Source organism: Pseudoalteromonas sp. NH0006-46, from assembly GCF_057547735.1.
Genome location: NZ_BAAJML010000009.1, coordinates 98,394 through 123,622, shown reverse-complemented (window position 1 = coordinate 123,622; position 25,229 = coordinate 98,394). Strand labels below are relative to the sequence as shown.

The following is a 25,229-nucleotide window of genomic DNA, read 5'->3' as shown; positions in this document are numbered from 1 at the left end:
TTTTTACCAACGCTTACCTTCCACAAAACAAATTTTTACTAACTGAAAGGCTATAAACAGTGACTCAAACCGGTTTTTTACTAACTCAAGTTATAAAAAAAGCTATAAACCGAAATTTTACTAACTGAGAAATGGGTTAAGTCCGATATGAGATGTGTCATTAAAATGTAAAGGGGGTTTACACTTTGCATATATACAAAAGCCACTTTAAAAAAGTGGCTTTTAATAATCAACTCAAATGAAAAGTTATTTACTGTGCTTATCAAACCACCATTGAATATAAGCCACTTTAGTCATTAAGTTAGACGGGCGCGCTGTAATGCCATGTGATGCAGCAGGTATACGAACCATAGCGGTGTCTACACCTTGTAGTTTTAGCGCTTGGTAGTATTGCTCTGTTTCAGAAATGGGTGTTCGGTAGTCAGCTTCACCTGTTAGTAGCATTGTAGGGGTAGTCACATTACCTACATAACTAATTGGCGAGCGTTTCATATAATGCTCAATGTGGTCCCAAGGTTTGCCTGGAAACCAGTAATCAGCAAAAAAAGGATAAAAGTCAGCAGTTAGTACAAAGCTGATCCAATTTATAACGGGTTTTGCAACAACGGCAGCAGCAAATCGGTCAGTGTGACCAACAATCCAAGCAGTTAGTACACCTCCGCCAGAGCCTCCGGTAACAAATAGTTTAGATTCATCAATAAATCCTTTTGCAATAAGTGCATCAACCCCAGTCATTAAGTCATAAAAGTCATTACTTGGGTAATTATGATGAATAGTTTGTGCAAACTCTTTCCCATATGAGTCACTTCCGCGCGGGTTCATGTATAACACCACATTACCTTTTGCTGCAAAAAGCTGAACTTCGGCACTAAAGTGAGGGCCGTAATTAGCCACTGGCCCGCCATGAATTTCGAGTACGAGAGGGTATTTTTTAGATTTATCAAATCCTGGCGGGTAGGCAATCCAGCCCTGTATAGGTAATTGGTCATGGCTTGATTTAAGCCAAATCTCTTCTACTTTAGCCAGTTGTTTATCACCCAGCGCATCGCTATTAAGCGTGGTTAAACGCTCAGTTTTACCGCGTTTAATAGTTGCTATATCTGCAGGGCGTTGAGTGTCGGCAAGTGTAAAAGCAATATCGCCGTTATTGCTTACATCAAAATCCCCGCCTGAGTATGGTCGGCCGAATGCCACACTGCCAATTTTTTCGGTGATCACCTTACGTTTACCACTACGAGGTTGGTAGGCGAGTGCGGTTTGGCCTTCATCGGCATAGCTAAAATAGAGGCCTTTTGAATTTGCGTTCCATTTTATTTGGCCAACGCTGCGATCGAAATCGCTAGTTAGGCTTTGGGTATCACCGGTTTTTAAATCACGAATATAAAGTTGAGTGTTCTCGTAATTAGTGCGCTTGTCATCGTAGCCAGTATAAGCAAGGTAACGACCATCAGGCGAGACTTTTGGCTGTTGATCTGGGCCATTTCTATCAGTGATGGCTTCAATGGTTAATGTAGTAAGGTTTAGCTTATATACTTCAGTATTTGTGGGTTTAAGCTGGTTATTTTCATGCCTATTAGCTGAATAATACAGTGAGCTACCATCTTTACTAAAGCTGACATCGCCAGCGCTATCAAATTCATCACGGGTAAGTTGCTTAGCATTTCCGCCGTTAGCATCAAGTATAAATAACTGATTAAAGCCTTTTTGTGAGTAGCCGCCGCCATCAGCTCTATAGTATACATCGTCAATAAATTTAGCAGGCTCTGCCCACGTAGCCCCTTTAGGTTTTCCTGGTAAATTGACAGGTGTTACGGTTTTGCTTGGTACAAACATACTGAACACAAGCTGGCTTGAATCGGGAGTCCAGTTAATAGCGCGAGGGCTACTGGTTAAATTACTTATTTTGGCAATAGCACCGGTTTTAAGCCACTTCATATAAATTTGGCTGCTACCATCGCGGGTAGAAATAAACGCTAAGCGCTCACCATCGGGCGATAAAACAGGGGAGTAGTCCATATGCACGCCAGACGTTAGTGGCTGCATTTGTTTGGTTTTATAATCAACAGACCAAATGTTTCCGACTTTTCGGTCTGTTTTTATATCCATGCGGTTTCGCACAAAATAAACGGTTTTGCCGTTGTCGGTAATATCTATTTGGTTGGCGTATTCTAAGTCGAATATATCTTGAAGTTGCAATGTGTGTGTATCGTCTTTTGCGCTGGCTAAATGGCTTGCGCTTAATATAAGACTAAGAGCTAAAAACTGTTTCATTATTAATCCCTGTTGTTAACGTATGTACAGTTATAAGTGAGGAATTATTAAATTAACAGCACAATGCGATGAAGCTCATAATTAACTCTATGATTGCATTAATTTAGTAGAGTTATAAAAGCTGTAAAGGGGGTTTACAGCTTTCACGTATTAGTAAACTTTAGTCACAAAGTACTTTTATTTCTTTGATGAGTTCAATTGCATCATTATTGTCGCCATGAACACATAGGCTGTGCGCATTAAGCATAAGCTGCTTACCTGAGCGTGTGGTTACACTGCCATTTTGCAATAGCTGTTTTACCTGCGCCAATAAGGCGTGCTTATTTAGCACGCTGCCATCGAGCTTACGAGAAACTAAATAGCCTTCATCGGTGTACTGCCTGTCTGCAAACGCTTCGAGTATTAATTCAACATTAAACTGTTTAGCTAACTGAACGTGTTTTTCAGCGTTTTTGGTGGCTAAAATCATCAGTTTTAATCTGCTTGGGTAGCTCGCGACAGCAGATATAACGGTTGCTAATAGGTCGTTATTAGCCATCATATCGTTATAAAGCGCACCATGTGGTTTTACATAGCTTAAAGTTAGCCCCTGTATTTTTGCCATGCCTTCAAGAGCCGCTATCTGATAATGAATACAATTAGTTAGTTCGCTTGTTGATAACGCCATAGAGCGTCGGCCAAACCCCTGAAGATCGGGGTAACTTGGGTGTGCCCCCACCATTACGTTGTTTTGTTTAGCTAACTTTAATGTTGTTGCTATTACATCTGGGTCACCGCCATGAAAACCACAAGCAATATTAGCCATATTAATATGCGGCATAACTTGATCATCCAAGCCCATTTTCCATGAACCAAAGCTTTCGCCTAAATCACAATTGAGTTTCATGTTAATGGCCTTTTTGCGGTTTAATGGTAACAGGCAAGGTGCCATTGGCAGTGGCTTGCCCCACTATTACTTTAGCGAGTGCGGTAAACGCTGGGCCTGAAACACGCTCATGCTTGTCTACATCAATATTGTAAGCATAAGAGGCCAATACACTGTGAGCATAGTCGCCAAATTTGGCGATATCGTAAGGGGCTCTCAAACTTATAAATACAGTACACTTATTAAATTTATTAGCCATGGCAAGCAGTGACTCAAGCGCCTTAGGTTGCTCTGCGTTATTTAAAGCAAAGCTTGGGTTATCGGCTAAGTCATCCATACCGCCAATCTCAACCGCACTTTGATTGGGCGTGGCGTTACCCGCTATAACAACATCAGCGGTTTTAATGCTCAGGGTTGCTTTCGCAGAGTCAAACCCTTGTAAGCTGCTACAGCTGAACGTAATAGACGATGAACTTACCGATTCAATTGCTTGTTGCATAGCCATACATTTGCGTGTGTCGGGCATAATAATATGTATGTGTTGGCCATCATTTAAATTTAGCGGCAATGTATTTTGTGTGTTTTTTACTTGTGTTATTGCTGCTAGAGCAAGCTCTGCTTCTACTTGTCTGTGCTGTTCGTTACCTATTATACTTTTTGCATGAACGACTGCATTGATAGGATCAAACTCAGTGGATAACTCAAATGCATTTTTAAGTGAAACAATACGCGCAGCCGATTGTGATATTTCTTGCTCATCTAACTGATTTGATTTAACAGCGTTAACTAACGACTTAATAAGCTCATCAAGCTTTGTTATATCATCGGGAGTTCTTATTTCTATTGGCATAAGCGCAATATCAACACCAGCTAAAAACGTATTTATAACCGCTTGAGTGGGTGAAAAAAACTGACTGATCCCTGCCATATCGAGTGCGTCGGTAACTACCACACCTTTATAGTTAAGCTCACCTCTTAAAATATCGGTAATGATAGTGCGCGACATAGTGGCGGGTTTAACCATTGTTTTGCCTTCTACAGAGACAAACGTTGAACTATCAAGCGCCGGATATTGTATATGCGCTGTCATGATCATACCGGGGTTTTGTTCGGCAATAATATGTTTAAAGGGGGCTAAATCTTGTTCGTAAATAATACTTTTTGAGTGGCCAACATTAGGAAGCCCTGTATGGCTATCAACGTGAGTATCGCCATGCCCCGGGAAATGTTTGAGCGATGTAATTATGCCATTACTTTCAAAGCCAGCAACTTGTGCTGCGCCGAGCTCACCCACACGTTGTGGGTTCTCACCAAACGAGCGTACATTTATTACCGGATTGTCTGGGTTCATATTTACATCAATGGTGGGTGCATAATTGACGTTGATACCCAGTGCGCTTAGCTCCTTGGCAATAACGGTTGCTGATTTAGTCGCAAAGTCAACGCCGTGCTGTTTATAGGTTGCACCAATAGACATATTACCCGTAAACGAGGTTGCAACATCACGCGGCAGCCGTGCAACTCGGCCGCCTTCTTGATCTATTGATATAAATAGCGGCAGTTTGCTTGCTGATTTACTGGCAGCGGTTTGTAGTTGGTTATTAAGCGCAATAGTTTGTTCAATTGACTGGGTGTTTTCTGAAAACAATATAACGCCACCAATGTTATAGTCGCTGATTGCTTGTGCCAATGGTTTTGGTAACTCTGTCATTGGTGTTCTGCAATGTGCACGTGCGCCTTGTTCACAAAAATAACGAAAGTCGAGTATTAACTTTTGTCCTAGTTTTTGCTCAAGAGAAAGAGCCGGTTTTGCAACCGTAGTAAGTGATGGCATTAAGCACCCAGATATAAAAATAATTGACGATAAAACATACTTATTTAGCAAAATACACTCCAAAGCTAAATAAAATGAACAAGTGAAAGCAGCTTATCTATTTTTTTATATAACTGCAAAATAAGCGCAGCCTAGTTACTACGGGGAAATATAACGTCACAGTGTAATAGATGGTTATTTGGCTGGTTATTAAAAATACACTATGTGCTCAAATATTAGATAATTAATGAGTGACGAGGTATAATCGTAGATACTCTTTAACAAAGTACTTGCTGTAATGGCAGTGTACTGTGGGCAGTTTACTTTTGCTGAATAAATTATTTCCTGTGCTTAATCTTCGTCTTCTTATTGTGCTGTTGGCTTTTTCTGCGTCGTTGGCAACGCTTATTAGTAGTTTTTATTCCACATACCAAGTACAAAAAGAGCAATTGATAAATCACACATTAAAAAGTAATTATGCCTATGCTAATAAACTTGCCTCAGCAACCGATAATTTCCTAGAGTCAGCAAAACAACAGCTGGCCTATTCTGCAAATAAAATTGAGCAAAACATTAACGATGCTTCACTATTACAAGAAGAAGTAACGCGCTTAAATTTGCAAACAAATAGCTTTAATTCAGTTGTTATAAATAAAAATGGAATCATACATGTTACGTCTCCTTATTTACCTGAAATTATAGGGAAATCAATTTCCTCACCAGGCTCATCACAAGCTTTGAAAGAAAAAAAACCATTAATTAGTATGCCGTATATGTCGGCGGCTAAAAATTTAATTATTTTTATTTCGCATCCCTTGTTTGATAAAAACGGTAATTACTTAGGGTATGTTGGCGGTTCGCTCTATCTAAAAGAAAGAAACATATTAAATGATCTTCTAGAGCAACATTTTTATGAAGGAGGCTCGCACATATATGTGGTCGACGGGAGTAAACAAATATTATACCACCCAGACAAAAAACGCATAGGAACAAGCGTTACCAATAACAAGGTGATCAATGCGGTTATAACAGGGCAGTCGGGCCAAGTTACAGTATTAAATAGTAAAAATGTAGAAATGCTTGCAGGGTTTGCACCTGTAACAGCTGCGAATTGGGGGATTGTTGCTCAGCGCCCAGTAAAAGCAACGCTTTCTTCTCTAGATACATTAATTATGGAAGTATTTGCAAGAACACTTCCCATGGCATTAGTGACTTTTATACTCATTGGTGTTTTCTCGCATTTTATTTCCCGGCCATTAAAACAGTTGGCTAATAGCGTTAATAGGCTCGACGAAGCAAATAGTATAGATAAACTAAAACGCATTAAATCGTGGTACTTTGAAAGCCAAAAGCTAAAGCTCGCTATGCTTAACGGCGTAAATATATTGCATACACAAATCGGCCAGTTAAAACACGATGCTCAAACCGATCCGCTCACAAACACACATAATCGCAGAAGCTTAAATGGTTTGCTCAGCCAGCTTATGCTTAACAACACGCCGTTCGCTATTTTAGAAATAGACATCGATTTTTTTAAGCGTGTAAACGACACTTTTGGGCACGATAAAGGCGATGAAGCACTTAAAATATTAGCTGACATTATAAAAAATATCTCTCGAAAAGGGGATATTGTCTCGCGTATTGGTGGTGAGGAGTTTTTACTTGTATTGCCTCATGAGGACAGCCAAAGCGCCCTAAAAATAGCAGAACGATTACGCACCACGGTGGAAACAACTCAAATGGAAACAATCGGGTTCATTACCGTTTCAATCGGAATTGCAACTTGGCCAACCCACAGCAATAACATAGACCAAGTATACAAATGTGCAGACAAAGCCCTATACCATGCTAAAGAGCATGGCCGTAACCGCTGTGTAGTGGCAGAGCCCAGTTAATTTACACATGTTAAACCTTAATTAACCTTTAGCTGGAATAAGGTTTACTTTAAAAGCCCTTAAATTTATTTAGGGGCTTTTTTATTCCTTAAGTTTTCTTTAAGTTTCGCTCTTTAAATTATAAACATACTCCTTAAACGGGCGATGTTTATGCAATTAGCACAGTCAAACTTACCACTAAATTACACATCTAATCCGACACATTATATCAGTGCTCGAGTGAATGATGAGCATCGAAATGAACTAGAGGCCGCAGTAAAAGAGGGGTTTTTAGTGGCTTACAATGCAACGCTTAAATCATTTATGCCGCTACTTTGCCAATACACAACAAGTGAGGGGCAATGTACGTTAGGTTTAAGGCAAGCTACCTCTTCCTTATTTATTGAGCAGTACACGGCAGAGCCCATCGAGCACTTTTTATTAGAACAAACTCCGCGTAGTAAAATTTTTGAGCTAGGTAATTTATGCTCTACACATCGAAAGGCAACGCTTGGGCATTTTATTGTTGTTAACGAGGCGCTTTACCATACTGGAGCTAAATATTTAGTATTTTGCGCCACTAAAAAAGTACGAGCTATGCTTCGACTGTTAGGTGTTAACTGCACTGAAATTGCTGTTGCTAACAGCTTTGTAGTAGAAAACCCATTAAGTTGGGGAAGTTATTACGCTAATCAACCAACTGTCTGTGTTGTGAGTTTAGAGCAAGCTCACCAACAAATCGTAAAAACAACAGAGCTTTATAGCTTATTGCGTCAAAACCAGCATGAAATTGATACATTAGCGAATGCATTGGTGAAAATATGAGTTTATATGATACGCAATCAAATGCAGCTATTGTTGTTTCACACAGTAATAATAAAACCCATGAAATAAGTGGAAAAGAGTTTGACCAACAAACCACAACGTTGGCTAATACTTTAAAGGCTTTTGAAGGAAATGTGGTTGCTTTTCAGCTTGATAACACCCCCGCATGGCTAGCCTTAGATTTTGCAACTCGAATAATCGATAAAGTGGCTATACCTATCGCTCCATTTTTTAGCGAGCAACAAACGCAGTATGTACTCAATCAATGTGGCGCTGCTATTTTTATTACAGATACTCTGCCTGGTCCTAACCAGCATCCAGCGCTGAGTGTTATGTTATTTGATTGCTATTGTTTGTATATATACTCACAAACAGTGAGTAAAGCAGTTAACTACTTCGATACGACCCAAAAAGTAACGTTTACATCAGGCTCGACAGGTGAGCCAAAAGGGGTGTGTTTGTCTGCTCACAGTCAAATGCAAGTGGCGCAATCATTGTGCGATAAGATTAATATTAATCAGCCTGTGCATTTATGTTTATTACCACTGGCGGTGCTTCTTGAAAACATAGCAGGTGTATATGCGCCTTTGAAAAGTGGCGGTCAAGTTCATTTAATACCACTGAACGAACTCGGTTTTGTAGGGTCTTCGTTAGCGCAACCTAATGCACTTATTAACGCTATTGATAAAGTAAATCCTAATACACTTATATTGGTGCCAGAGCTTTTAACATGCCTTGTTACTTTTGCAGAACAAGGCTGGCAGCCGCCTAAATCACTCAAGTTTATAGCAGTGGGTGGGGCGATTGTAGATAAAACCATAATTGTTAAAGCTAGAAGTTTAAATTTACCTGTTTATCAAGGTTATGGACTATCTGAAGCAGCGTCGGTAGTTAGCTTAAACACAGTCAAAAACGATAATTACCATAGTGCAGGTCGTGTTCTTCCTCATATTCAAACCAAGATTACAGACAATCAATTATATATTAAGGGAGACCTGTTTTTAGGGTATTTAAATCACCCGCCACACGATCAAAACCAGTGGTACGCCACCGGGGACTTGGTTGAGCAACAAAATAATACATTATTTATTAAAGGGCGGATAAAAAATCTAATTATTACCAGTATGGGGCGAAACGTGAATGCTGAATGGCCTGAATCATTATTGCTAAGCCAAAGCGGCATTTTACAAGCGGTTGTTTTCGGCGAAGGTAAACCCTTTTTAACCGCCATTATTTACGTCAATTCAACACTAAACAAACAAAGCTTAACTCTACTTATAAATAACGTAAACCAACAATTACCTGATTACGCTCGCATAAAAAAATGGCACTGCATAGCTGAGCCATTAAGTGCTCAACAAGGGTTGTTAACAACTAATAATCGTCCAAAACGACAAGCGATTAGTCGCCATTACCACCATGTTTTCGAACAATTTTACCGACCTGGAGAAGTAATTAATGAGTAATTTTTATAATACATTAAAAGCACAAACACAAAACGAGCGTGAGTACTTATTAGCTGCGCCAATTATACAGCGTGTATTTAACGGACAAGCAACGCTTGAAGAATATGCCTCTTTTCTGGTGCAGGCTTATCATCATGTAAAACACACGGTTCCTTTAATGATGTCAGTTGGCGCGCGTTTAACTGATGAGCAAGAATGGTTACGCGAAGCGGTAGCAGAATACATTGAAGAAGAAATTGGCCATCAAGAATGGGTGCTTAACGATATTGCCGCTTGTGGTTTTGATAAAGAACGCGTGCGTCATTCCAAGCCACAGTTTGCAACAGAAATAATGGTGTCGTATGCCTACGACAGTATTGCTCGTAAAAACCCATTGAGCTTTTTTGGTATGGTCCATGTGCTCGAAGGTACTTCTATAGCACTGGCCGACGGGGCTGCATCAAATATTGCAAGCGCCGTGGGTTTACCAAAAAAAGCGTTTAGTTATTTAACCTCTCATGGTGCCTTAGATATTGAGCATGTGAAGTTTTTTGAAGACCTGATGAACAAAATAACCAATGAGGCCGATCAACAAGCAATCATCCATGGTGCAAAGTGTTTTTACCGTTTATACGGGAATATATTTCGCGATTTAGATAGTGAACCCTTTTTTAAGACTACTACGCAAAGTGCATCTGTATGAGTGGGGCTCTATGTGTATTAACCGGTGCCTCGGGTGGAATAGGGCAAGCTTTTGCAAAAATGTTACACGATCAAGGTTGGTCATTATTGTTGGTGGGGCGTAATAAACAAGCCCTTAAAGCCTTAAACAAAACGCTCCCAAATAGTGAGGTTTTTATTGGTGATTTAACCGATGAAGCTACCCGCGTTAATTTAGCTATAAAAGCAAACCAACTCGGTGGTACTAAATTGTTGATTAATAACGCAGGCATTAATGTTGTGCAAGGTTTGAAGCAAACCAGTTGTGATCAAATAGACTCGGTATTGAGCACCAATTTATTGGTCCCCATAAAATTATGCCAATTGTTTTTGCAACAGCTAGAAAACTCAAAAGGCATAATAGTAAATGTAGGATCGTCGTTAGGCAGTATTGGATACCCCTATCACACACTTTATTGTGCAAGTAAATTTGGTTTACGGGGTTTCACCGAAGCCCTTTCTCGTGAGCTTAATGGCTCTGGAGTTAATGTGACTTATTTAGCACCAAGAGCTACAGATACAAGTATTAACAATGATCAAACCCGTGCAATGAACAAAGCGCTTGGTAATAAAATGGATACACCTGAACGCGTAGCAAAAGAGTTATTAACGTTAATTAATTCAAGTAAAAAAAGACGCTTTATTGGTTTTCCAGAAAAATTATTTGTGCGTATTAACGGTGCCTTTCCAAGTATTGTGGATCGCGCAATTGGTAAACAACTATCAATAATAAAACGATTTTTAAGTTAAAAATAAACGAATACACGAGGATGAAGTTATGTATAAAATGACCCTAGCGTTATATTTAATTGTATTAAGTATATTATCAATATCAGCCAAAGCAGATGAATCACAAGATCTACTCGCCATTCAACAACAATGGGCAATTGCCAATTATGAACTTGAAGACGATGCGCAAATAAAAGCATTCACAGATCTAACTGAGCAAACAACATTATTTGTGCAAAATTACCCAAATTCTGCACAATCACATATTTGGCATGGCATTGTACTAGCCAGTTTTGCCGGAGCAAAAGGAGGGATCGGGGCTCTGGGATATGCAAAACAAGCAAAAGAATCGCTAGAGCATTCACTTGAAATTGACGGCACAGCACTTGGAGGCTCTGCGTATGCGAGCTTAGCCACGCTTTATAGCAAAGTACCTGGTTGGCCTATAGGTTTTGGCGATGATGATAAGGCTAAAAAGCTTTTTAAACAGGCACTTGCATTTAATCCGCAAGGTATTGATACTAACTACTTGTACAGCGAATTTTTGTATGGTGAACGTGAATACAAAGAAGCTAAAGCACGGTTAGAGGTCGCGCAAAAAGCGGGTATACGAGAGTACCGACGTAAAGCTGATGAATATCGTCAACAAGCCATTAGCCAATTACAAGTAAAAGTAGATAAAAAACTTAAGAGATAAATAATAAGCATGCATTTACTGTTAGTAGAAGATGATCAACTTGTGGCGCAGGGACTTATCCGTTCATTGCGCCAAGAAGGCTACAGTGTTGAACACAGTGGTACAGTAAAACATGCGCTTCAATGCATATCTGGGGGTGAAATAGAACTCGTCATACTCGATTTGGGATTGCCCGATGGCGACGGTACTCAGATTTTAAAACAAATAAAACAACAAAAAAAAATAATACCTGTCGTTATTTTAACGGCACGTAGCAGTATAGATGACAAAGTACTTGGGCTCGACATGGGAGCTGATGATTACTTAGCTAAGCCTTTTGATCCAGCAGAACTATTTGCACGTTTACGGGCCGCGAGTAGGCGAATAAACCATACCCATTCAAGCCTATTAAACTGTGGCGATGTTGTCCTTGACACATCAGCCCACAGCGCCAGTGTAAGTGGGGAGCCATTAACCTTGCCTCGCAAGGAATACATGCTATTAAAAGCATTAATGGAAAATCAAGGGCGTGTGCAGTCAAAGCAGCAGCTCGAAAATAAACTTTACCAATGGGGCGAAGAGGTCGGCTCTAATACCATAGAAGTTCACATACACCACTTACGAAAAAAGTTTCCAAAAGATTTTATTAAAACTCTTCGTGGTATCGGGTATGTGGTAGGAAAACGTTAGTGTCTATTCGTAAACGCCTTACCTTAATACTACTGTCGATGATGGTGCTTATCTGCTTTTTTGCGCTTGTAAAAGGGTACCAAAAAAGTATGCGTGAAGGTGAAACTCTGCTCGATAACGAGTTAAAAATAGTGGCGCTAGTACTGGGTGAACAGCCCTTAGTCAAAACAGCACAAGCTATAAAGTTAAATAGCGCTAATACCCAGCTTCTTTACCAAATTTGGTACCAAGATACGTTATTAAGTGGATCTGCTAGTTTAAAAATAGAGCCCATGGATTTTGAAGAGGGCTTTCAAACTGCCAATATTGCAGGGCAGAGAATGCGAGTGTTTGTTTTAACACAAAATAACCGAAAAGTGATAGTGGCTGAGCCAATATCAAAACGTTTTGAGTTGGCAGAAGCCGTTATTTTGTCTGCGATGCTACCCATGCTTTGGGCTGTGCCAATACTTGCCGTGTTTATTAGCTTTTTTATTAAGCATGCACTGGCGCCCCTAACACAATTATCGAAACAGCTTGCTGAGCGTAAAGCAAATGATTTTAGCCCTATAAGCTGGCACGTTACCGACCAAGAAATTAAGCCCGTAATAAATAGGTTAAATGATCTATTTCAACGAGTAGAGACTGCCTACCTAAGAGAGCGCTTTTTTGCCTCAGACGCAGCCCATGAACTGCGAACCCCACTCAGTAGTTTAAAAATAAATGTGCATAATTTAAAAAAATTGGAAAACGATCAGTATTATGAGCAAGAGTTAGAGGCTATGTCACAGGGGGTCAATCGACTGGGTAATATAGTGGAGCAAATGCTTATCTTGGGCCGTACCCATCCAGAGCAATGGCAAAAGCAATTTACTGAACAATGTTTACTGGTAATTACCCAGCATGCGGTATCTGATCAATACGACAAAATAGATGAAAAAAATCTAACAATAAGCTTAGAGGGTGATGACTTTAAAATTAATGGCGATGAGTTTACGCTTACTACGCTTATTTCTAACTTATTAAGTAACGCAATAAAATACACCCCTACAAATGGTAAAATTACAATAAAACTTGTCAATAATGATGGGTGTTATTGGCAAATTGACGATTCAGGTTCCGGCATGACTGATGAGCAAAAACAGCGTGTATTTAATAGGTTTTATCGTGTTGGAGGGGATCAGCATCCATCAGGAGAGCAAGGAGCTGGATTAGGCATGGCTATAGTGCAACACATTATTGCTATATATTCAGCCCAAATAACATTAACAGATAGCCCTTTGGGCGGACTAACCGCGCGTGTCACCTTCAAGGGGGAGCAACATGGGTAAGCGCATAATTAAGCAATGCTTATGCCTTTTAGTGCTTATATCGTCTGAAATTAATGCAAAAGAGTACCTGATTGTACTAAAAGATCACTTATTTTACCCTTCAAAAATAACGATCCCAGAAAACCAAAAAGTTAAATTAATTATAGAAAACCAAGACGACACCCCTGAAGAATTTGATAGTTTTGATTTGAATAGAGAGAAAGTTCTTTATCCGCATCGAAAAAGCGTTATTTATATAGGCCCTCTAAAAAAGGGGCGGTATGCGTTTTTTGGCGAATTTTCGCCAAATTCTGCAACAGGTGTTGTAATCGTAAACAACAAAGAGGCGCAACATGCTAATAACTAGTTTAGTAGTTAGCCTTAACCAATTGCTTCCAATTGCAATTTTATTAGTACTATTACAAGTTTTTGCAAAGCAAAGCGCCCACCATATATGGATCTGTTTGATGGTTGGTGTTGCAATGTCGTTTTTATATATGTACAGCGCGTTGTGGGCTAGTCAGTGGTTTGATCATAAAGGGCTGGAGTACATTCAAATCGCTATGTGTATTGCAATATTCATTGCGGTACTCGTTTTTGTTACACAGCAAAGTGTTACGGCTTTTAATTTTGCAATTATTACTACGATAGTCATGTACTTAAGCCACTATGTTATTTATCTCAATAGCTTTTGGAAAAATAGTGATGCAGCTGAAAGCTTATTTATAGGCACATTCTTAGGCTCTGGTATTTGTTTAAGCTTTTGTGTGTTGTTGTACTTTTTTATGAGTGGCGTTAAGCACCGTTTTGGTAATTACCCAATACTCATTTTAATTGCCTTAAATAGTGCATCTAAGCTGCTGGGGGCTCTTGATTTAGCAAGTCAAATAGACTTAATTACAAATACTAATCCTATTTGGGATTTAAGGCATTGGATTAGTGAGCACTCAGAGCTTGGTCGAGTGCTTCGCGCTCTAATTGGTTACGAGGCTACTCCTGATCTCACTACGGTGCTTACCTACATCGCAAGTACAGCGTTATTTTTAATATTTTGCTACGTTATTCCAGCTTCAATATCTAAGGAACGAGTATGAAAGCACTCAACCTGTATTCAGCACTATTTTTAACCGCTTTTTGTATGCTGTTAATTCCAAACCAAGCGAATGCCGATGGTATTGTCGTTGATAAGGTTTACCATCCCTATGTATTGCCGCTAGAGCGCGAGTTTGAATGGCGTTTAGTTTCTCATCAAACCGACAATGGCAACCTCTTAGCACAGCGAATTGGTGGTGGTGGAGCAATCAACGATACGATGGCTGTAGAAGGCTATTTTGTAGGAGAGCGAGATGACAATGGTGACTTTGGTTTAGAATCATATGAAGTTGAACTGCGTTGGCAATTAATAGAACAAGGTAAATTATGGGCTGATTGGGGCGCGTTATTTGAACTTGAAAAAATGCACAATGAAGACATCTACGAAGCAACGACGGGTTTTTTAATAGAAAAAGAGTTTGGTAAAACGAGTTTAACTATGAATGCATTTTTAGTGTACGAATGGGGTAAAGATATTGAAAACGAATGGGAAACCCAGTTCAGGGTACAATATCGGTATAGATACCTATCTGCGTTTCAACCTTCCATTGAGTTGTATGCAGGAGAGGATTTCATTGGGATTGGGCCAGGGTTTATTGGGTTATACAGGTTTGAAGGTCAAAAGCAGCTAAAATGGGAAGCCGGTTTTATAAGTGAAATTAGCCAAGCTGAAAAAAACCATAGTTTTAGACTAGCCCTAGAATTTGAATTTTAAGCTAGTAAACACAATGTGGTTATTTATTGCTCAGTAATTAAAGGAAGTGCTTGACTTATATTTGGTTATCTATATAGTGGGCCGCAGCTAGAAAGAAAGCATGTAAGCTATAAATCTCCATTTCGATGTTGTATAAGTAATACTTGTAGTACCGTCCTGAAGTTTTTAAAGTACCATCTCATTTTTTGCTACACCCGCTCATATGAGCATATTTTTTATTTTTATATCAGGATATTACAATGTCTAACATCGTATCAGGTACAGTTAAGTGGTTTAACGAGTCTAAAGGTTTTGGTTTCATCGAGCAAGAAAATGGCCCAGACGTTTTCGCACATTTCTCAGCAATCAAAAGCGAAGGTTTCAAAACTTTAGCTGAAGGCCAACGTGTAGAGTTTACTCTTTCACAAGGTCAAAAAGGTCCTCAAGCTGATAACATCACAGCTGTATAATTTTACTTTTTAAGTAAAATGAAAAAAGCGCCTAGGGCGCTTTTTTTGTGTCTAAAATAAACCTAACTTATGTAACAACCCTACCTACTACTAACAAGCACAATTTAAGTGATTCTATTTCCCCCTAAACACCACTACTTTTTGGCAGGAATACGTGGCAATAAAATGTCGAAATAGCCGGTTTTAACAAATAATACCAACTCCCTTAATTAAGTGATCTTTTAAGGATGAAAAAGCGCGTGAAAGCTGCTCTAAATGAGTTTTTTACGCAGATAACGATACGTTTTGCATTGCAGGTTGGTATAAAAGCGAAGATGGTAACAAGTGCTTGCAACGCTTATTAAAGTACTAATTAATACGATGAGGTAACAACACTTGTTATTGGTTTACAGCACAGTTAAACAATACAAATTAAAAGTTTGCTTATTTACCGTAAGGGCTTTTTTTAGTTTTATTTATCTCTTTATATGCTGTTTGCATTTTTTCTATAAGAACTGTATCTGTATCTTTATTTGCAGCTAAATAAGCAACCGTTGTTAGTGCATCTATTTTAAAAATAAACTTTAAGTGGCCAGGTTTAAGTTTGAAGTAATCACTGTATTGGAGCATGTAATGCGGGTCATCTAATATTAGATCTACTTTTTTGGCTAGTAGTAACTGATAAGAATGTTGTATATCTGAAGTTATAACGCCCTCAACCCCCATTTTTGTGAGAGTTTGTGTTGAAAAGTCGTTATATTGCATCGCTATTTTATAATTTTTTGCTTGGTTAGTATTATTGATTACTATATCTGTTCTGTCTGATAGCCCAACAAACCCCATTTCAAAGCGACCAATTTCGCCTACCCACTGAAATTGATTTTCTCGTTCAGCTGTACGAGCAATACTGTATATAAACGTGTTTTTCTCCTCGCTTGCCATTTTATAAGCGCGAGCCCAAGGATACATTTGTATGTCTGGCGTTAAACCGGCCTGTTTAAATATATCCCTTATGTATTGTGTCCCTTGACCTTGAACAGTGCCGTCTATTAAAACTTGATTAGGCGGTGCTAATTCTGTAACTACCAGTAACGGTTTTTCAGCTAAAGTAGAAAACGATAAAACAAGTATAAAAAGGGTCAGAATGTATTTCACAACAGCGAGTCATTATTGAATTAAAAACACTAACTTAAGTGTGGAACAAAATAGAATAATTACAAAAAAAAGTGATTAAAATAGAGCATTATAATGATTAAGTGGTAGTTAGGATAAGATAAAAAGGCATAAGGTAATTTACGCCTAAAACGATAAAAGGGCCTTGCGGCCCTTGGTGAAGTATCGTTCAAGTCAGATAGCACTTTAACCCCTTAAAGTACTAACTTCTTGTTTTGCAACACCGGTTCATCTCTTAAGTTTCTAAGCTAGCGAGAGGAAAAACCCAGCAATTGCTGCGCTCATAAGGTTAGCCATAGATCCTGCTAACACTGCTCTGAGCCCTAAGCGTGCGATATCCTTCCGCCTGCTAGGCGCCATACCGCCTAACCCACCTAGTAAAATGGCTATCGATGATAAGTTAGCGAATCCACACAGAGCAAACGTAACAATTGCTTGTGTGTGCGCACTTAACGTATCGCGATAATTTATAAAGTCTAAGTAAGCAACAAACTCGTTTACTACTATCTTTTGACCAATAAAGCTGCCGGCTATAATTGCCTCATCCCACGGTACACCGAGTAACCATGCAACAGGAGCAAATACATAACCTAAAATTTCTTGTAGCGTTAATGTTGGATGATCAAACCATCCGCCCACACCACCTAATAAACCGTTTAAAAGCGCAATCAGTGCAACAAAAGCCAGTAGCATTGCACCTACGTTTAGCGCCAAATGCATGCCATTTGCAGCGCCTGATGCTGCCGCATCAATTACATTTACCGGTTTATCGTCATCGTTTAAATCTAAATCAGCTAAGTTATCTTTAGGTGTTTCGGTTTCTGGCACAATCATTTTTGCCATTAAAAAACCACCCGGTGCCGCCATAAAGCTGGCTGCAATTAAGTACTTAAGCTCTACACCAATAATTACGTAACCCGCCATTACAGACCCAGCTACAGTGGCTAAGCCACCTACCATCACAGCAAACAACTCAGACTTGGTCATTGTTGCTATAAAAGGTTTAACAATTAACGGTGCTTCAGTTTGGCCAACAAAAATGTTTGCCGTTGCTGAAAGTGATTCTGTGCGCGAGGTTTTTAAAAGCTTTTGTAAACCACCGCCTAAAATCTTAATAATCCAATCCATAATGCCAATGTGATATAAAACAGCAACTAGCGCTGAGAAAAACACAATAACGGGCAAAACCTGAATTGCAAAAATAAAACCAAGTGTGTCTTGTGAAGCCAGAGGGCCAAACAAAAAGCCAATACCATCGTTGGCATAGCCAATAACCGATGAAACAGCGGCCGACATACTTGCTAATACGTTTTTTCCTGCGTCAAAAAACAGAACAAAGCCACCAATAACAACTTGCATTGCAAATGCTATAGCAACGGTTCTTAAATTAATTGCCTTGCGATTAGTTGACGCGGCAAAGGCAATGCCCAGCAGCACACACATGCCTACTAAGCTCATAAATGTTGTCATACAAATGTTTCCCGTTGTTATTCTTGTAGTAAATATTTAATTTTACTTTTTATAATATCAATCGCAACGCGGTTCATGCCGCCTCGAGTCACAACTAAATCTGCATTATGCTTAGAAGGCTCAATAAATTGATAAAACATCGGTCTTACAGTTGCTTGATACTGTTCAACAACAGATTGTAACGTTCTGCCTCGCTGCTCCATATCACGTTGCATACGACGCATTAAGCAGATATCTAAAGGGGTGTCTATAAACACCTTAATATCAAATTCTTTATTAAGCGCTTTATCGCTCAGTAATAAAATACCTTCCACAATCAAAATTTTTGCAGCAGCTACACGTCGCGTTTTATCGCTGCGAGTATGTTGTGCATAATCATATGTTGGTACTTCTACTGAGTTTCCACTACGAAGCTGAGTTAAATGTTCAAGCATTAACTCATGTTCAAATGCATCAGGGTGGTCGTAGTTCGTTTGCGTACGATGAGCCATCGGCAAATGCGACTGATCCTTGTAGTAAGCATCTTCTTCAATAATGGCAATTGCGCCCGGTTCAAGCTCATTAACCAACTCATTGTATATAGTTTGGCTAAACAGAGATTTGCCCGACGCAGACGCGCCAGCAATAGCTATAATAGTTGTTCGTGTCACTAAAGTTCTCACCCACACAGAAGGATATATTGTTGGTAGATCACAATAGCAAAAAAGACACGATTAATCTCTTTTGCTTCGCTTAAGAACGCAAATTTATAATGTTTAGGTTTTATGAAACAGGACTTTTGTCCTGTACGGAAAAATCGTTCAGCAGATAAAGTAACCACCTAGAAACAAAGTGAGGTCAAAATGGCAAGAGCAATTATCTTAATGGCAGATAGCCTAGGAATCGGTGCAGCACCAGATGCAGATAAATTTGGTGATCTTGGCGCCAATACATTCGCTCACTTACTAAAAGCATATTACGACGAAACAGGCAGTGCACTTTCGCTTCCTAATCTATCTAAATTAGGTTTAGTCGATGCCTGCGAAGCCGCCGGTGGCGAAACGTGTTTAGTTTCAGACCGCCAAGCACCAAAGGGTGCGTGGGGTTACGCTAAAGAACTTTCAAGCGGAAAAGACACCCCATCAGGTCATTGGGAAATGGCCGGTGTACCAGTGTTATTTGATTGGGGTTACTTCCCAAAAACACAGCCAAGTTTCCCGCAAGAATTTGTAGACGAGTTTATAGCTCGTACCGGTATTCCTGGCATTTTAGGCAATTGCCATGCATCAGGAACCACCATTTTAGAACAGCTAGGTGAAGAGCACGTAAAAACAGGTAAACCAATCTGTTACACCTCAGCTGATAGCGTGTTTCAAATAGCCGCGCATGAAGAGTCATTCGGCCTAGAGAAGCTTTATCAAGTTTGCGAAATCGCACGGGCGCTTCTTGATGAAATGAACATAGGACGAGTGATTGCGCGGCCATTTTTGGGTTCAAATAGTCAAGATTTTGCACGAACAGGTAACCGTCGTGACTATTCAGTACTTCCGCCAGCACCTACCTTGTTAGATGTACTAGCAAAAGACGGCGGCGAAGTAATTAGTATTGGTAAAATTTCAGACATATACGCGCATCAAGGCATAACCCAAAAGCACAAAGCACCAGGGCTTATGAACTTGCTTGAAAAAACCAGTGAGGTAATTTCAACAGCACCTGATCGCAGCTTAATTTTTACCAACTTAGTTGATTTTGATGAAAAATTTGGTCATCGCCGTAACCCGGTAGGTTACGCTAAAGCATTAAAAGAATTTGATGACTATTTACCAACTATACTAAACCAGTTAAATGCAGATGATGTATTAATGATCACTGCCGACCACGGGTGTGACCCAACCTTTCCAGGTTCTGAGCACACACGTGAATACGTACCTGTGATAGCGTATAAGCCTGGTATGGATAATACACCGCTAGGTGAACGAAATAGTTTTGCAGATATTGGTCAAACACTAGCACAGTGGTTTAACTTGTCTGAGCTTGAATATGGCGACAGCTTTTTAACTCAATTAAACGCGCCAAAATAAAAAGGAAACAACGAATGAGTACTCCTCATATAAATGCAAATGTTGGTGATTTCGCCGAAACAGTTTTAATGCCAGGCGATCCGCTACGTGCGCAATATATTGCTGAAAACTTTTTAGATGATGCGGTACAAGTAACGGGTGTACGCAACATGTTTGGCTTTACAGGTACTTACAAAGGTAAGCCAGTAAGCATTATGGGTTCAGGCATGGGTATTCCATCAATGTCTATATACGCACGTGAGCTTATTGTTAGCTTTGGCGTAAAAAACATTATACGCATTGGTACATGTGGCGGTATTGGTACCGACATTAAAATCCGTGACGTAATTTTTGCACAAGGTGCAAGCACAGATTCAAACGTAAACCGTGCACGTGTTCGTGGCTACGATTTTTCTGCAATTGCAGACTTTGACCTACTGTTAAACGGCGTTAACGCAGCAAAAGAACTAGGTATTAAAGCAAAAGTAGGTAACGTATTTACAACCGACACTTTCTACCAAGCAGACGACACTTTCTATAAAGATTTAGACAAGTTAGGCGTACTCGCTGTAGATATGGAAACAGCCGGTTTATATGGCGTTGCAGCTGAATACGGCGCAAACGCAATGGCATTATTCACCGTAAGTGACCACGTGATCACGGGTGAAGCAACACCTGCTGACGAACGTCAAAGCACGTTTAACGAAATGGTTAAAATTGCATTAGAGTCTATCTAATCGATAAAACAGTTCCTTGGTAACGTATTCACTAAGTTTTGGAGACACGCCCAAAGTGAAGTGAGACTAACCTCCAAAGCCGCATTTTATGCGGCTTTTTTTATGCCCTAATAATTATAAAATCAATATGTACCAAATTCTAAATACGCAGCGCTTTTTGAACTCTTTGTGAAAAAATGGGTTTTAAATCTAAATCCACAAAGAGAAGCGAATGAGAAAAAATGAGCAGCCCTAAACTAATGTTTAGTTTATTTTTGTAGACGTAGAGCGTGCTCACGTTAGAAGCGTAGCTTCTTGTTACTTATAAAATTATCACCACCGAGCGCACCGAGGTGCTTCGCGCTACACAGAGTTAAAAAATATTGATTAGTCACTACTCCTGTTCTTCTCCTTTACTTCTCGGTGGTGAAAAAATCACTTTTATAGCATAAGTAATACGTTGCTTTAAACAAAAGCAAAGCGCGTCTTCAGGCTGTATTTAGCCACGGCATTGTAAATACGGGGCTTTTTTACTATCTCTAAAAGCGCAGCGTCTCTTAGCCTCTTTGTGAATCATTGGCTTTTAAAATCTTAATGCACAAAGAGAAGCGAATGAGAAAAAATGAGCAGCCCTAAAGCAATGTTTAGTTTATTTTTGTAGACGTAGAGCTTGCTCACGTTAGAAGCGTAGCTTCTTGTTACTTATAAAATTATCACCACAGAGCGCACCGAGGCGCTTCGCGCTACACAGAGTTAAAAAATATTGATTAGTCACTACTCCTGTTCTTCTCCTTTACTTCTCGGTGGTAAAACAGTCACTTTAATAACATAGTAAAACGTTGCTATTAATCGAAAGCAAAGTACGTCTACAGGTTACATTCAGGCACTGTTTTGTGAATAATGGCTTTTAAATCTAAATCCACAAAGAGAAGCGAATGAGAAAAAATGAGCAGCCCTAAAGCAATGTTTAGTTTATTTTTGTAGACGTAGAGCTTGCTCACGTTAGAAGCGACAGCTTTTTGTTACTTATAAAATTATCACCACAGAGCGCACCGAGGCGCTTCGCGCTACACAGAGTTAAAAAATATTGATTAGTCACTACTCCTGGTCTTCTCCTTTACTTCTCGGTGGTGAAATAGTCACTTTTGCAGCATAAGTAATACGTTGCTATTGAACGATAGCAAAGCACGTCTACAGGCTATATTTAGCCACGGCATTGTAAATACGGGGCTTTTTTACTATCTCTAAAAGCGCAGCGTCTCTTAGCCTCTTTGTGAAATTGGGCTTTAAAGCAGTATGCAAAAAAAGAACCAAATGAGGAGTAAATGAGAAGAAAAAAGCCAATTAGGTTAACTTATTTACCACAGAGCGCACCGAGGCATTTCGCTCTACACTGAGAAAACAGGAGTAACAATTAATCATGGCTCCTTGCATTTTCTTTACTACTTGGTGGTGAAGCAATCATTTTTATACCCTCATTAAAAATTATGTGTTTTATAAAATTATTTTAAAAGCTGGGTTAAACTCAAGCTAAACTACGCAATGAAAGCCAAGGTTATTCATTTAATTGCTACCCGAAAACGTTAAAATTTGCTATGTTGCAATACAATACACGCTTAGTGTTTTTATTAGGAAAGTTATGAAATCGTTATCTATTTTTTTTGCTTTATTTACCCTAACGCTAGCTTTAAATAGTTATGCCACAGAGCCCACTAACGAACAGCAAAAAGCTGACGAAAAAGTAAACACACTTGAATATAAAGCCCCTGAGCTTAAAAAACCTGTTATTGATCCAGCAAAATCAGACGACACGAAAGTGTTAGGCGATGAAACACCAAAGCCCGTTGTTAAACCAAAAAATAAAATAGAAAAAGCTGCAGCCGTAGCCGAGGCAGAAAAAGCCGTAGCGCAAGCAAAAGAAGCCTTAACCGCTAAGCAGCAAGCTAAAGCTAAACAATCTCGCGAATCACTAGCCGTGGTTGAACAACTTATAAAAGCATACAACGCACGAAATATTGAAGAGTTCATTCGTGTTTACGATGAAGATGTAGAGTTTTATATTTTTCCCAATGAGCTATTATTTAAAGGAAAAGAAAAACTAATAGCACGTTATGGGTTAATGTTTAAAAAGCTAAAGTGTATTCACTCATCGCCTATTAAACGTATAGTCCATGGCGATATAGTAATAGATCATGAGCTATCAGAAACCTGTTCAACAGACGAAAACGTAATAGATAAACGCTCAGAGCTTGTATCGAGCTACCAAATTAAAAACGGAAAAATAATCCGCGTATTATTTTTTCGTTAAGGATTATTATGCAAATTACTGACGACAAAAAACTTCGCTTAATGTACCGAGTTGAACCCGGTTGTTTAGGCCCTGAAGGCGCAGAATATATTGAAGATTTTTGTCGTTATGCCAATAAGCATATTAAGTCACCGTACTACGCACAATTTGTCTTTTTACCGCGTTACGATAAACAAAAAGACGAACGCCAATACAGCGTAAACAGCCGTAACCTTTCACAATTACAGGTTAAAAAGTACTTTAGCTATTTTGAAATTGATATGGATGGCTTTGAAGAGCAACTCGACGAGTTACTCACCAAAGCAATCGACTTGTACTTTAAGCGTTAACACCTAAAACTTCGAACAAAAGTAAAGCGGCTAAGGTATACTGAGTACGTATGCTTTATACCAAAGCCTGCTCACGTAACCCTTTATCAAATCACTTAGCACCTACCTTTAAAAGCGCAGCGTATCTTAGCCTCTTTGTGAATCATTGGCTTTTAAAATCTTAATGCACAAAGAGAAGCGAATGAGGAGTAAATGAGTAGCCAAAAAGTGACAGGGTAAGTGATCTTTTATCACCACAGAGCGCACCGAGGCGCTACGCGCTTCACAGAGTTAAAAATATTGGTTAGTCACTACTCCTGGTCTTCTCTTTCACTTCTCGGTGGTGAAACAATCACTTTTATAGTGTAGGTAAAACGTTGCTATTAAACGAAAGCACAGCGCGTCTTCAGGCCATATTTAGCCAAGGCATTGTAAATAATGGGCTTTTTCACTAACTCTTAAAGCGCAGCGTCTCTTAACCTCTTTGTGAATATTTTTTAAAACAGTAATGCACAAAGAGAAGCGAATGAGGAGAAAATGAGAAGCCATAGTAATCAGGGTAAAGTTATTCTGTAGACGTAGAGCTTGCTCACGTTAGAAGCGATAGCTTCTCATTTCAGGTCAAATATTAAATTACTTAGTCCCTAACTCTAAAAGCACAGCACTTTATTACAGCCACAAAAAAAGAGCTTTCGCTCTTTTTTAAATACTATATAAACAGGCTAAACTTACTCGCCCGCCACAATAGTATTAAAGCTATTATTATCGTGCAGGCTTGCAAATGCACTTTCGTGAAGTAACTCATTACGTAAGTTAGGCGAGTACTCAAGTGCCATTTTTATATCGGCCAATGCATCGGCGTGCTCGTGTATTAGCGCAAATGCACACGCACGTTGCCAATAGGCATAACCATAATCGCTATCTATATCAATTGCTTGGTTACATAAATCAATCGCTTTGGCTGTTTGATTAATTTCAAGCAACGCATCAGCCTTATAGGCAATAGCTTCAACGTCTTCAGGTTTACGTTTTAAAATTTCATCAAAAATTTCAATTTTGTTAGCGTAATCACTTTCTAAATTTGCGCGCATCCACAACGAGTGAACCTCGTTTGTAATAGAAATACGTTCTTGGTTACTGAGTATTTCTTCAGAACGTACACGCAGTTTTTCTTCTAGAATTTTTAATCGGTCTTCGTATTCGTCGGTAATAACACTCACGCGCGTATTTACAATATCTTCTACTTTGTTTTTAACATCACGAAGCGAATTCCAGCCAACAAGCACCAAAATAGATGCCGTGGCGGTAATAATAAAAAACACATTATTTATAGTATCGGTGGTGTAAGTAAGGGCTCTGTCGGCCGTGTCTAATTGCGCGTGCGTAACTTGTTTAGTTACATCTTCACGTAGTTTTTGCTGATCTTGGCGAACCGCTTTTAGCTCATCTAAAATGTAGCGTTCCATAAGCGGTTTATACATAGGCTCTTTAAGTTGCTCGAGCGCTTGCTGTTCTTGTTGCTTTGAGGGGGCTTCTGTTTGTTGCTCAGCGGCATTAGCCGACGCTAAAAATAAAGTAAAACAAATACATAGTAAAGAAAAGTAATAACGCATCAACATGCCCAAATAAAATAATTAATTGCAAAAATAATATTAACACGCACAACCTAAACTCACTAGGGCAGGTTTTGTTTTGAGGGCGAGTTTACTACGCATTATAAATTATTATTACGAAAACATTGTGTGGTGGTAAATTTTAGGCAAAAAAAACCAGCTCTGGGTGA

General features: G+C 39.3%; 23 protein-coding genes. 16 read left to right on the top strand and 7 right to left on the bottom strand.

Annotation, left to right across the window (positions count from 1 at the left end):
* Positions 1-246 precede the first annotated feature (246 nt).
* From AC27I2_RS16065 to AC27I2_RS16055, 3 genes are all read right to left on the bottom strand, one after another.
* Positions 247-2,271, bottom strand: a complete 2,025-nt coding sequence (locus AC27I2_RS16065; protein WP_487204854.1) for a S9 family peptidase — start codon at positions 2,269-2,271, stop codon at positions 247-249.
* Positions 2,272-2,431: 160 nt separating this feature from the next.
* Positions 2,432-3,157 (bottom strand): 5-oxoprolinase subunit PxpA, encoded by a 726-nt coding sequence (locus tag AC27I2_RS16060; protein ID WP_058405420.1) that lies wholly within the window; start codon positions 3,155-3,157, stop codon positions 2,432-2,434.
* A gap of 1 nt (position 3,158) precedes the next feature.
* Positions 3,159-4,970: a glycoside hydrolase family 3 protein gene (locus AC27I2_RS16055; RefSeq protein ID WP_487204853.1), complete on the bottom strand. Its 1,812-nt coding sequence runs from the start codon at positions 4,968-4,970 to the stop codon at positions 3,159-3,161.
* 305 nt (positions 4,971-5,275) lie between these two features.
* On the opposite strand from AC27I2_RS16055, the gene AC27I2_RS16050 reads away from it, so the two are divergent.
* From AC27I2_RS16050 to AC27I2_RS15995, 12 genes are all read left to right on the top strand, one after another.
* Positions 5,276-6,844 (top strand): sensor domain-containing diguanylate cyclase, encoded by a 1,569-nt coding sequence (locus AC27I2_RS16050; protein WP_249310683.1) that lies wholly within the window; start codon positions 5,276-5,278, stop codon positions 6,842-6,844.
* Between the two features lie 150 nt (positions 6,845-6,994).
* The gene (locus AC27I2_RS16045) at positions 6,995-7,648 is read left to right on the top strand and encodes a thermostable hemolysin (protein WP_058405422.1); all 654 of its coding nucleotides are present in this window, start codon (positions 6,995-6,997) and stop codon (positions 7,646-7,648) included.
* Positions 7,645-9,114 carry an AMP-binding protein gene (locus AC27I2_RS16040; RefSeq protein ID WP_487204852.1) on the top strand — a complete coding sequence of 490 codons (1,470 nt, stop codon included), beginning with the start codon at positions 7,645-7,647 and terminating at the stop codon, positions 9,112-9,114. Before AC27I2_RS16045 ends, AC27I2_RS16040 begins: the two co-directional genes overlap by 4 nt.
* Complete coding sequence (locus tag AC27I2_RS16035) at positions 9,107-9,796, top strand: iron-containing redox enzyme family protein (RefSeq protein ID WP_487204851.1); 690 nt, start codon at positions 9,107-9,109, stop codon at positions 9,794-9,796. Before AC27I2_RS16040 ends, AC27I2_RS16035 begins: the two co-directional genes overlap by 8 nt.
* Positions 9,793-10,563, top strand: a complete 771-nt coding sequence (locus AC27I2_RS16030) for an SDR family oxidoreductase (protein ID WP_487204850.1) — start codon at positions 9,793-9,795, stop codon at positions 10,561-10,563. Before AC27I2_RS16035 ends, AC27I2_RS16030 begins: the two co-directional genes overlap by 4 nt.
* 28 nt (positions 10,564-10,591) lie before the next feature.
* Complete coding sequence (locus AC27I2_RS16025) at positions 10,592-11,239, top strand: tetratricopeptide repeat protein (protein ID WP_058405426.1); 648 nt, start codon at positions 10,592-10,594, stop codon at positions 11,237-11,239.
* Between the two features lie 9 nt (positions 11,240-11,248).
* Entirely contained in the window at positions 11,249-11,908 is a 660-nt protein-coding gene (locus AC27I2_RS16020; protein ID WP_058553312.1) for a response regulator, read from the top strand.
* Complete coding sequence (locus tag AC27I2_RS16015) at positions 11,908-13,218, top strand: ATP-binding protein (protein ID WP_487204849.1); 1,311 nt, start codon at positions 11,908-11,910, stop codon at positions 13,216-13,218. The genes AC27I2_RS16020 and AC27I2_RS16015 overlap by 1 nt, the downstream gene beginning before the upstream one ends.
* Complete coding sequence (locus tag AC27I2_RS16010) at positions 13,211-13,564, top strand: cupredoxin domain-containing protein (protein ID WP_487204848.1); 354 nt, start codon at positions 13,211-13,213, stop codon at positions 13,562-13,564. Before AC27I2_RS16015 ends, AC27I2_RS16010 begins: the two co-directional genes overlap by 8 nt.
* Positions 13,551-14,291: an FTR1 family protein gene (locus AC27I2_RS16005; protein ID WP_487204847.1), complete on the top strand. Its 741-nt coding sequence runs from the start codon at positions 13,551-13,553 to the stop codon at positions 14,289-14,291. The genes AC27I2_RS16010 and AC27I2_RS16005 overlap by 14 nt, the downstream gene beginning before the upstream one ends.
* Positions 14,288-15,004: a hypothetical protein gene (locus tag AC27I2_RS16000; RefSeq protein WP_487204846.1), complete on the top strand. Its 717-nt coding sequence runs from the start codon at positions 14,288-14,290 to the stop codon at positions 15,002-15,004. The genes AC27I2_RS16005 and AC27I2_RS16000 overlap by 4 nt, the downstream gene beginning before the upstream one ends.
* A 239-nt stretch (positions 15,005-15,243) precedes the next feature.
* Positions 15,244-15,453, top strand: coding sequence for a cold-shock protein (locus tag AC27I2_RS15995; RefSeq protein WP_002959120.1), 210 nt, complete (start codon positions 15,244-15,246; stop codon positions 15,451-15,453).
* 423 nt (positions 15,454-15,876) lie between these two features.
* Here AC27I2_RS15995 and AC27I2_RS15990 read toward each other — a convergent pair whose 3' ends face one another.
* The 3 genes from AC27I2_RS15990 to udk form a co-directional block, all read right to left on the bottom strand.
* Positions 15,877-16,587, bottom strand: coding sequence for a substrate-binding periplasmic protein (locus AC27I2_RS15990; RefSeq protein ID WP_058405432.1), 711 nt, complete (start codon positions 16,585-16,587; stop codon positions 15,877-15,879).
* A 261-nt stretch (positions 16,588-16,848) separates the two neighbouring features.
* A complete protein-coding gene (locus AC27I2_RS15985; RefSeq protein ID WP_008132935.1) occupies positions 16,849-18,075 on the bottom strand; it encodes a NupC/NupG family nucleoside CNT transporter in 1,227 nt (408 codons plus the stop codon).
* A gap of 17 nt (positions 18,076-18,092) precedes the next feature.
* A complete protein-coding gene (udk, locus tag AC27I2_RS15980) occupies positions 18,093-18,725 on the bottom strand; it encodes a uridine kinase (RefSeq protein ID WP_006794607.1) in 633 nt (210 codons plus the stop codon).
* A 192-nt stretch (positions 18,726-18,917) separates the two neighbouring features.
* On the opposite strand from udk, the gene AC27I2_RS15975 reads away from it, so the two are divergent.
* From AC27I2_RS15975 to AC27I2_RS15960, 4 genes are all read left to right on the top strand, one after another.
* Positions 18,918-20,135: a phosphopentomutase gene (locus AC27I2_RS15975; protein ID WP_203987755.1), complete on the top strand. Its 1,218-nt coding sequence runs from the start codon at positions 18,918-18,920 to the stop codon at positions 20,133-20,135.
* A gap of 14 nt (positions 20,136-20,149) precedes the next feature.
* Positions 20,150-20,851, top strand: a complete 702-nt coding sequence (gene deoD / locus AC27I2_RS15970) for a purine-nucleoside phosphorylase (RefSeq protein WP_006794609.1) — start codon at positions 20,150-20,152, stop codon at positions 20,849-20,851.
* A gap of 1,618 nt (positions 20,852-22,469) precedes the next feature.
* On the top strand, positions 22,470-23,138 hold the full coding sequence (locus tag AC27I2_RS15965) for a nuclear transport factor 2 family protein (RefSeq protein ID WP_487204845.1): 669 nt from the start codon (positions 22,470-22,472) through the stop codon (positions 23,136-23,138).
* Positions 23,139-23,146: 8 nt separating this feature from the next.
* Entirely contained in the window at positions 23,147-23,467 is a 321-nt protein-coding gene (locus tag AC27I2_RS15960; RefSeq protein ID WP_058405219.1) for a hypothetical protein, read from the top strand.
* Positions 23,468-24,174: 707 nt separating this feature from the next.
* On the opposite strand, the gene AC27I2_RS15955 is transcribed toward AC27I2_RS15960, so the two are convergent.
* Positions 24,175-25,059, bottom strand: coding sequence for a tetratricopeptide repeat protein (locus tag AC27I2_RS15955; RefSeq protein ID WP_058405218.1), 885 nt, complete (start codon positions 25,057-25,059; stop codon positions 24,175-24,177).
* Positions 25,060-25,229 lie beyond the last annotated feature (170 nt).

What these genes read in the sequence shown, in the direction of transcription:
- AC27I2_RS16065 (WP_487204854.1), bottom strand. Translation starts at nt 2,271, where the DNA reads ATGAAACAGTTTTTAGCTCTTAGTCTTATATTAAGCGCAAGCCATTTA.
- AC27I2_RS16060 (WP_058405420.1), bottom strand. Translation starts at nt 3,157, where the DNA reads ATGAAACTCAATTGTGATTTAGGCGAAAGCTTTGGTTCATGGAAAATG.
- AC27I2_RS16055 (WP_487204853.1), bottom strand. Translation starts at nt 4,970, where the DNA reads ATGCCATCACTTACTACGGTTGCAAAACCGGCTCTTTCTCTTGAGCAA.
- AC27I2_RS16045 (WP_058405422.1), top strand. Translation starts at nt 6,995, where the DNA reads ATGCAATTAGCACAGTCAAACTTACCACTAAATTACACATCTAATCCG.
- AC27I2_RS16040 (WP_487204852.1), top strand. Translation starts at nt 7,645, where the DNA reads ATGAGTTTATATGATACGCAATCAAATGCAGCTATTGTTGTTTCACAC.
- AC27I2_RS16035 (WP_487204851.1), top strand. Translation starts at nt 9,107, where the DNA reads ATGAGTAATTTTTATAATACATTAAAAGCACAAACACAAAACGAGCGT.
- AC27I2_RS16030 (WP_487204850.1), top strand. Translation starts at nt 9,793, where the DNA reads ATGAGTGGGGCTCTATGTGTATTAACCGGTGCCTCGGGTGGAATAGGG.
- AC27I2_RS16025 (WP_058405426.1), top strand. Translation starts at nt 10,592, where the DNA reads ATGTATAAAATGACCCTAGCGTTATATTTAATTGTATTAAGTATATTA.
- AC27I2_RS16020 (WP_058553312.1), top strand. Translation starts at nt 11,249, where the DNA reads ATGCATTTACTGTTAGTAGAAGATGATCAACTTGTGGCGCAGGGACTT.
- AC27I2_RS16010 (WP_487204848.1), top strand. Translation starts at nt 13,211, where the DNA reads ATGGGTAAGCGCATAATTAAGCAATGCTTATGCCTTTTAGTGCTTATA.
- AC27I2_RS16005 (WP_487204847.1), top strand. Translation starts at nt 13,551, where the DNA reads ATGCTAATAACTAGTTTAGTAGTTAGCCTTAACCAATTGCTTCCAATT.
- AC27I2_RS16000 (WP_487204846.1), top strand. Translation starts at nt 14,288, where the DNA reads ATGAAAGCACTCAACCTGTATTCAGCACTATTTTTAACCGCTTTTTGT.
- AC27I2_RS15995 (WP_002959120.1), top strand. Translation starts at nt 15,244, where the DNA reads ATGTCTAACATCGTATCAGGTACAGTTAAGTGGTTTAACGAGTCTAAA.
- AC27I2_RS15985 (WP_008132935.1), bottom strand. Translation starts at nt 18,075, where the DNA reads ATGACAACATTTATGAGCTTAGTAGGCATGTGTGTGCTGCTGGGCATT.
- AC27I2_RS15975 (WP_203987755.1), top strand. Translation starts at nt 18,918, where the DNA reads ATGGCAAGAGCAATTATCTTAATGGCAGATAGCCTAGGAATCGGTGCA.
- deoD (WP_006794609.1), top strand. Translation starts at nt 20,150, where the DNA reads ATGAGTACTCCTCATATAAATGCAAATGTTGGTGATTTCGCCGAAACA.
- AC27I2_RS15965 (WP_487204845.1), top strand. Translation starts at nt 22,470, where the DNA reads ATGAAATCGTTATCTATTTTTTTTGCTTTATTTACCCTAACGCTAGCT.
- AC27I2_RS15960 (WP_058405219.1), top strand. Translation starts at nt 23,147, where the DNA reads ATGCAAATTACTGACGACAAAAAACTTCGCTTAATGTACCGAGTTGAA.
- AC27I2_RS15955 (WP_058405218.1), bottom strand. Translation starts at nt 25,059, where the DNA reads ATGCGTTATTACTTTTCTTTACTATGTATTTGTTTTACTTTATTTTTA.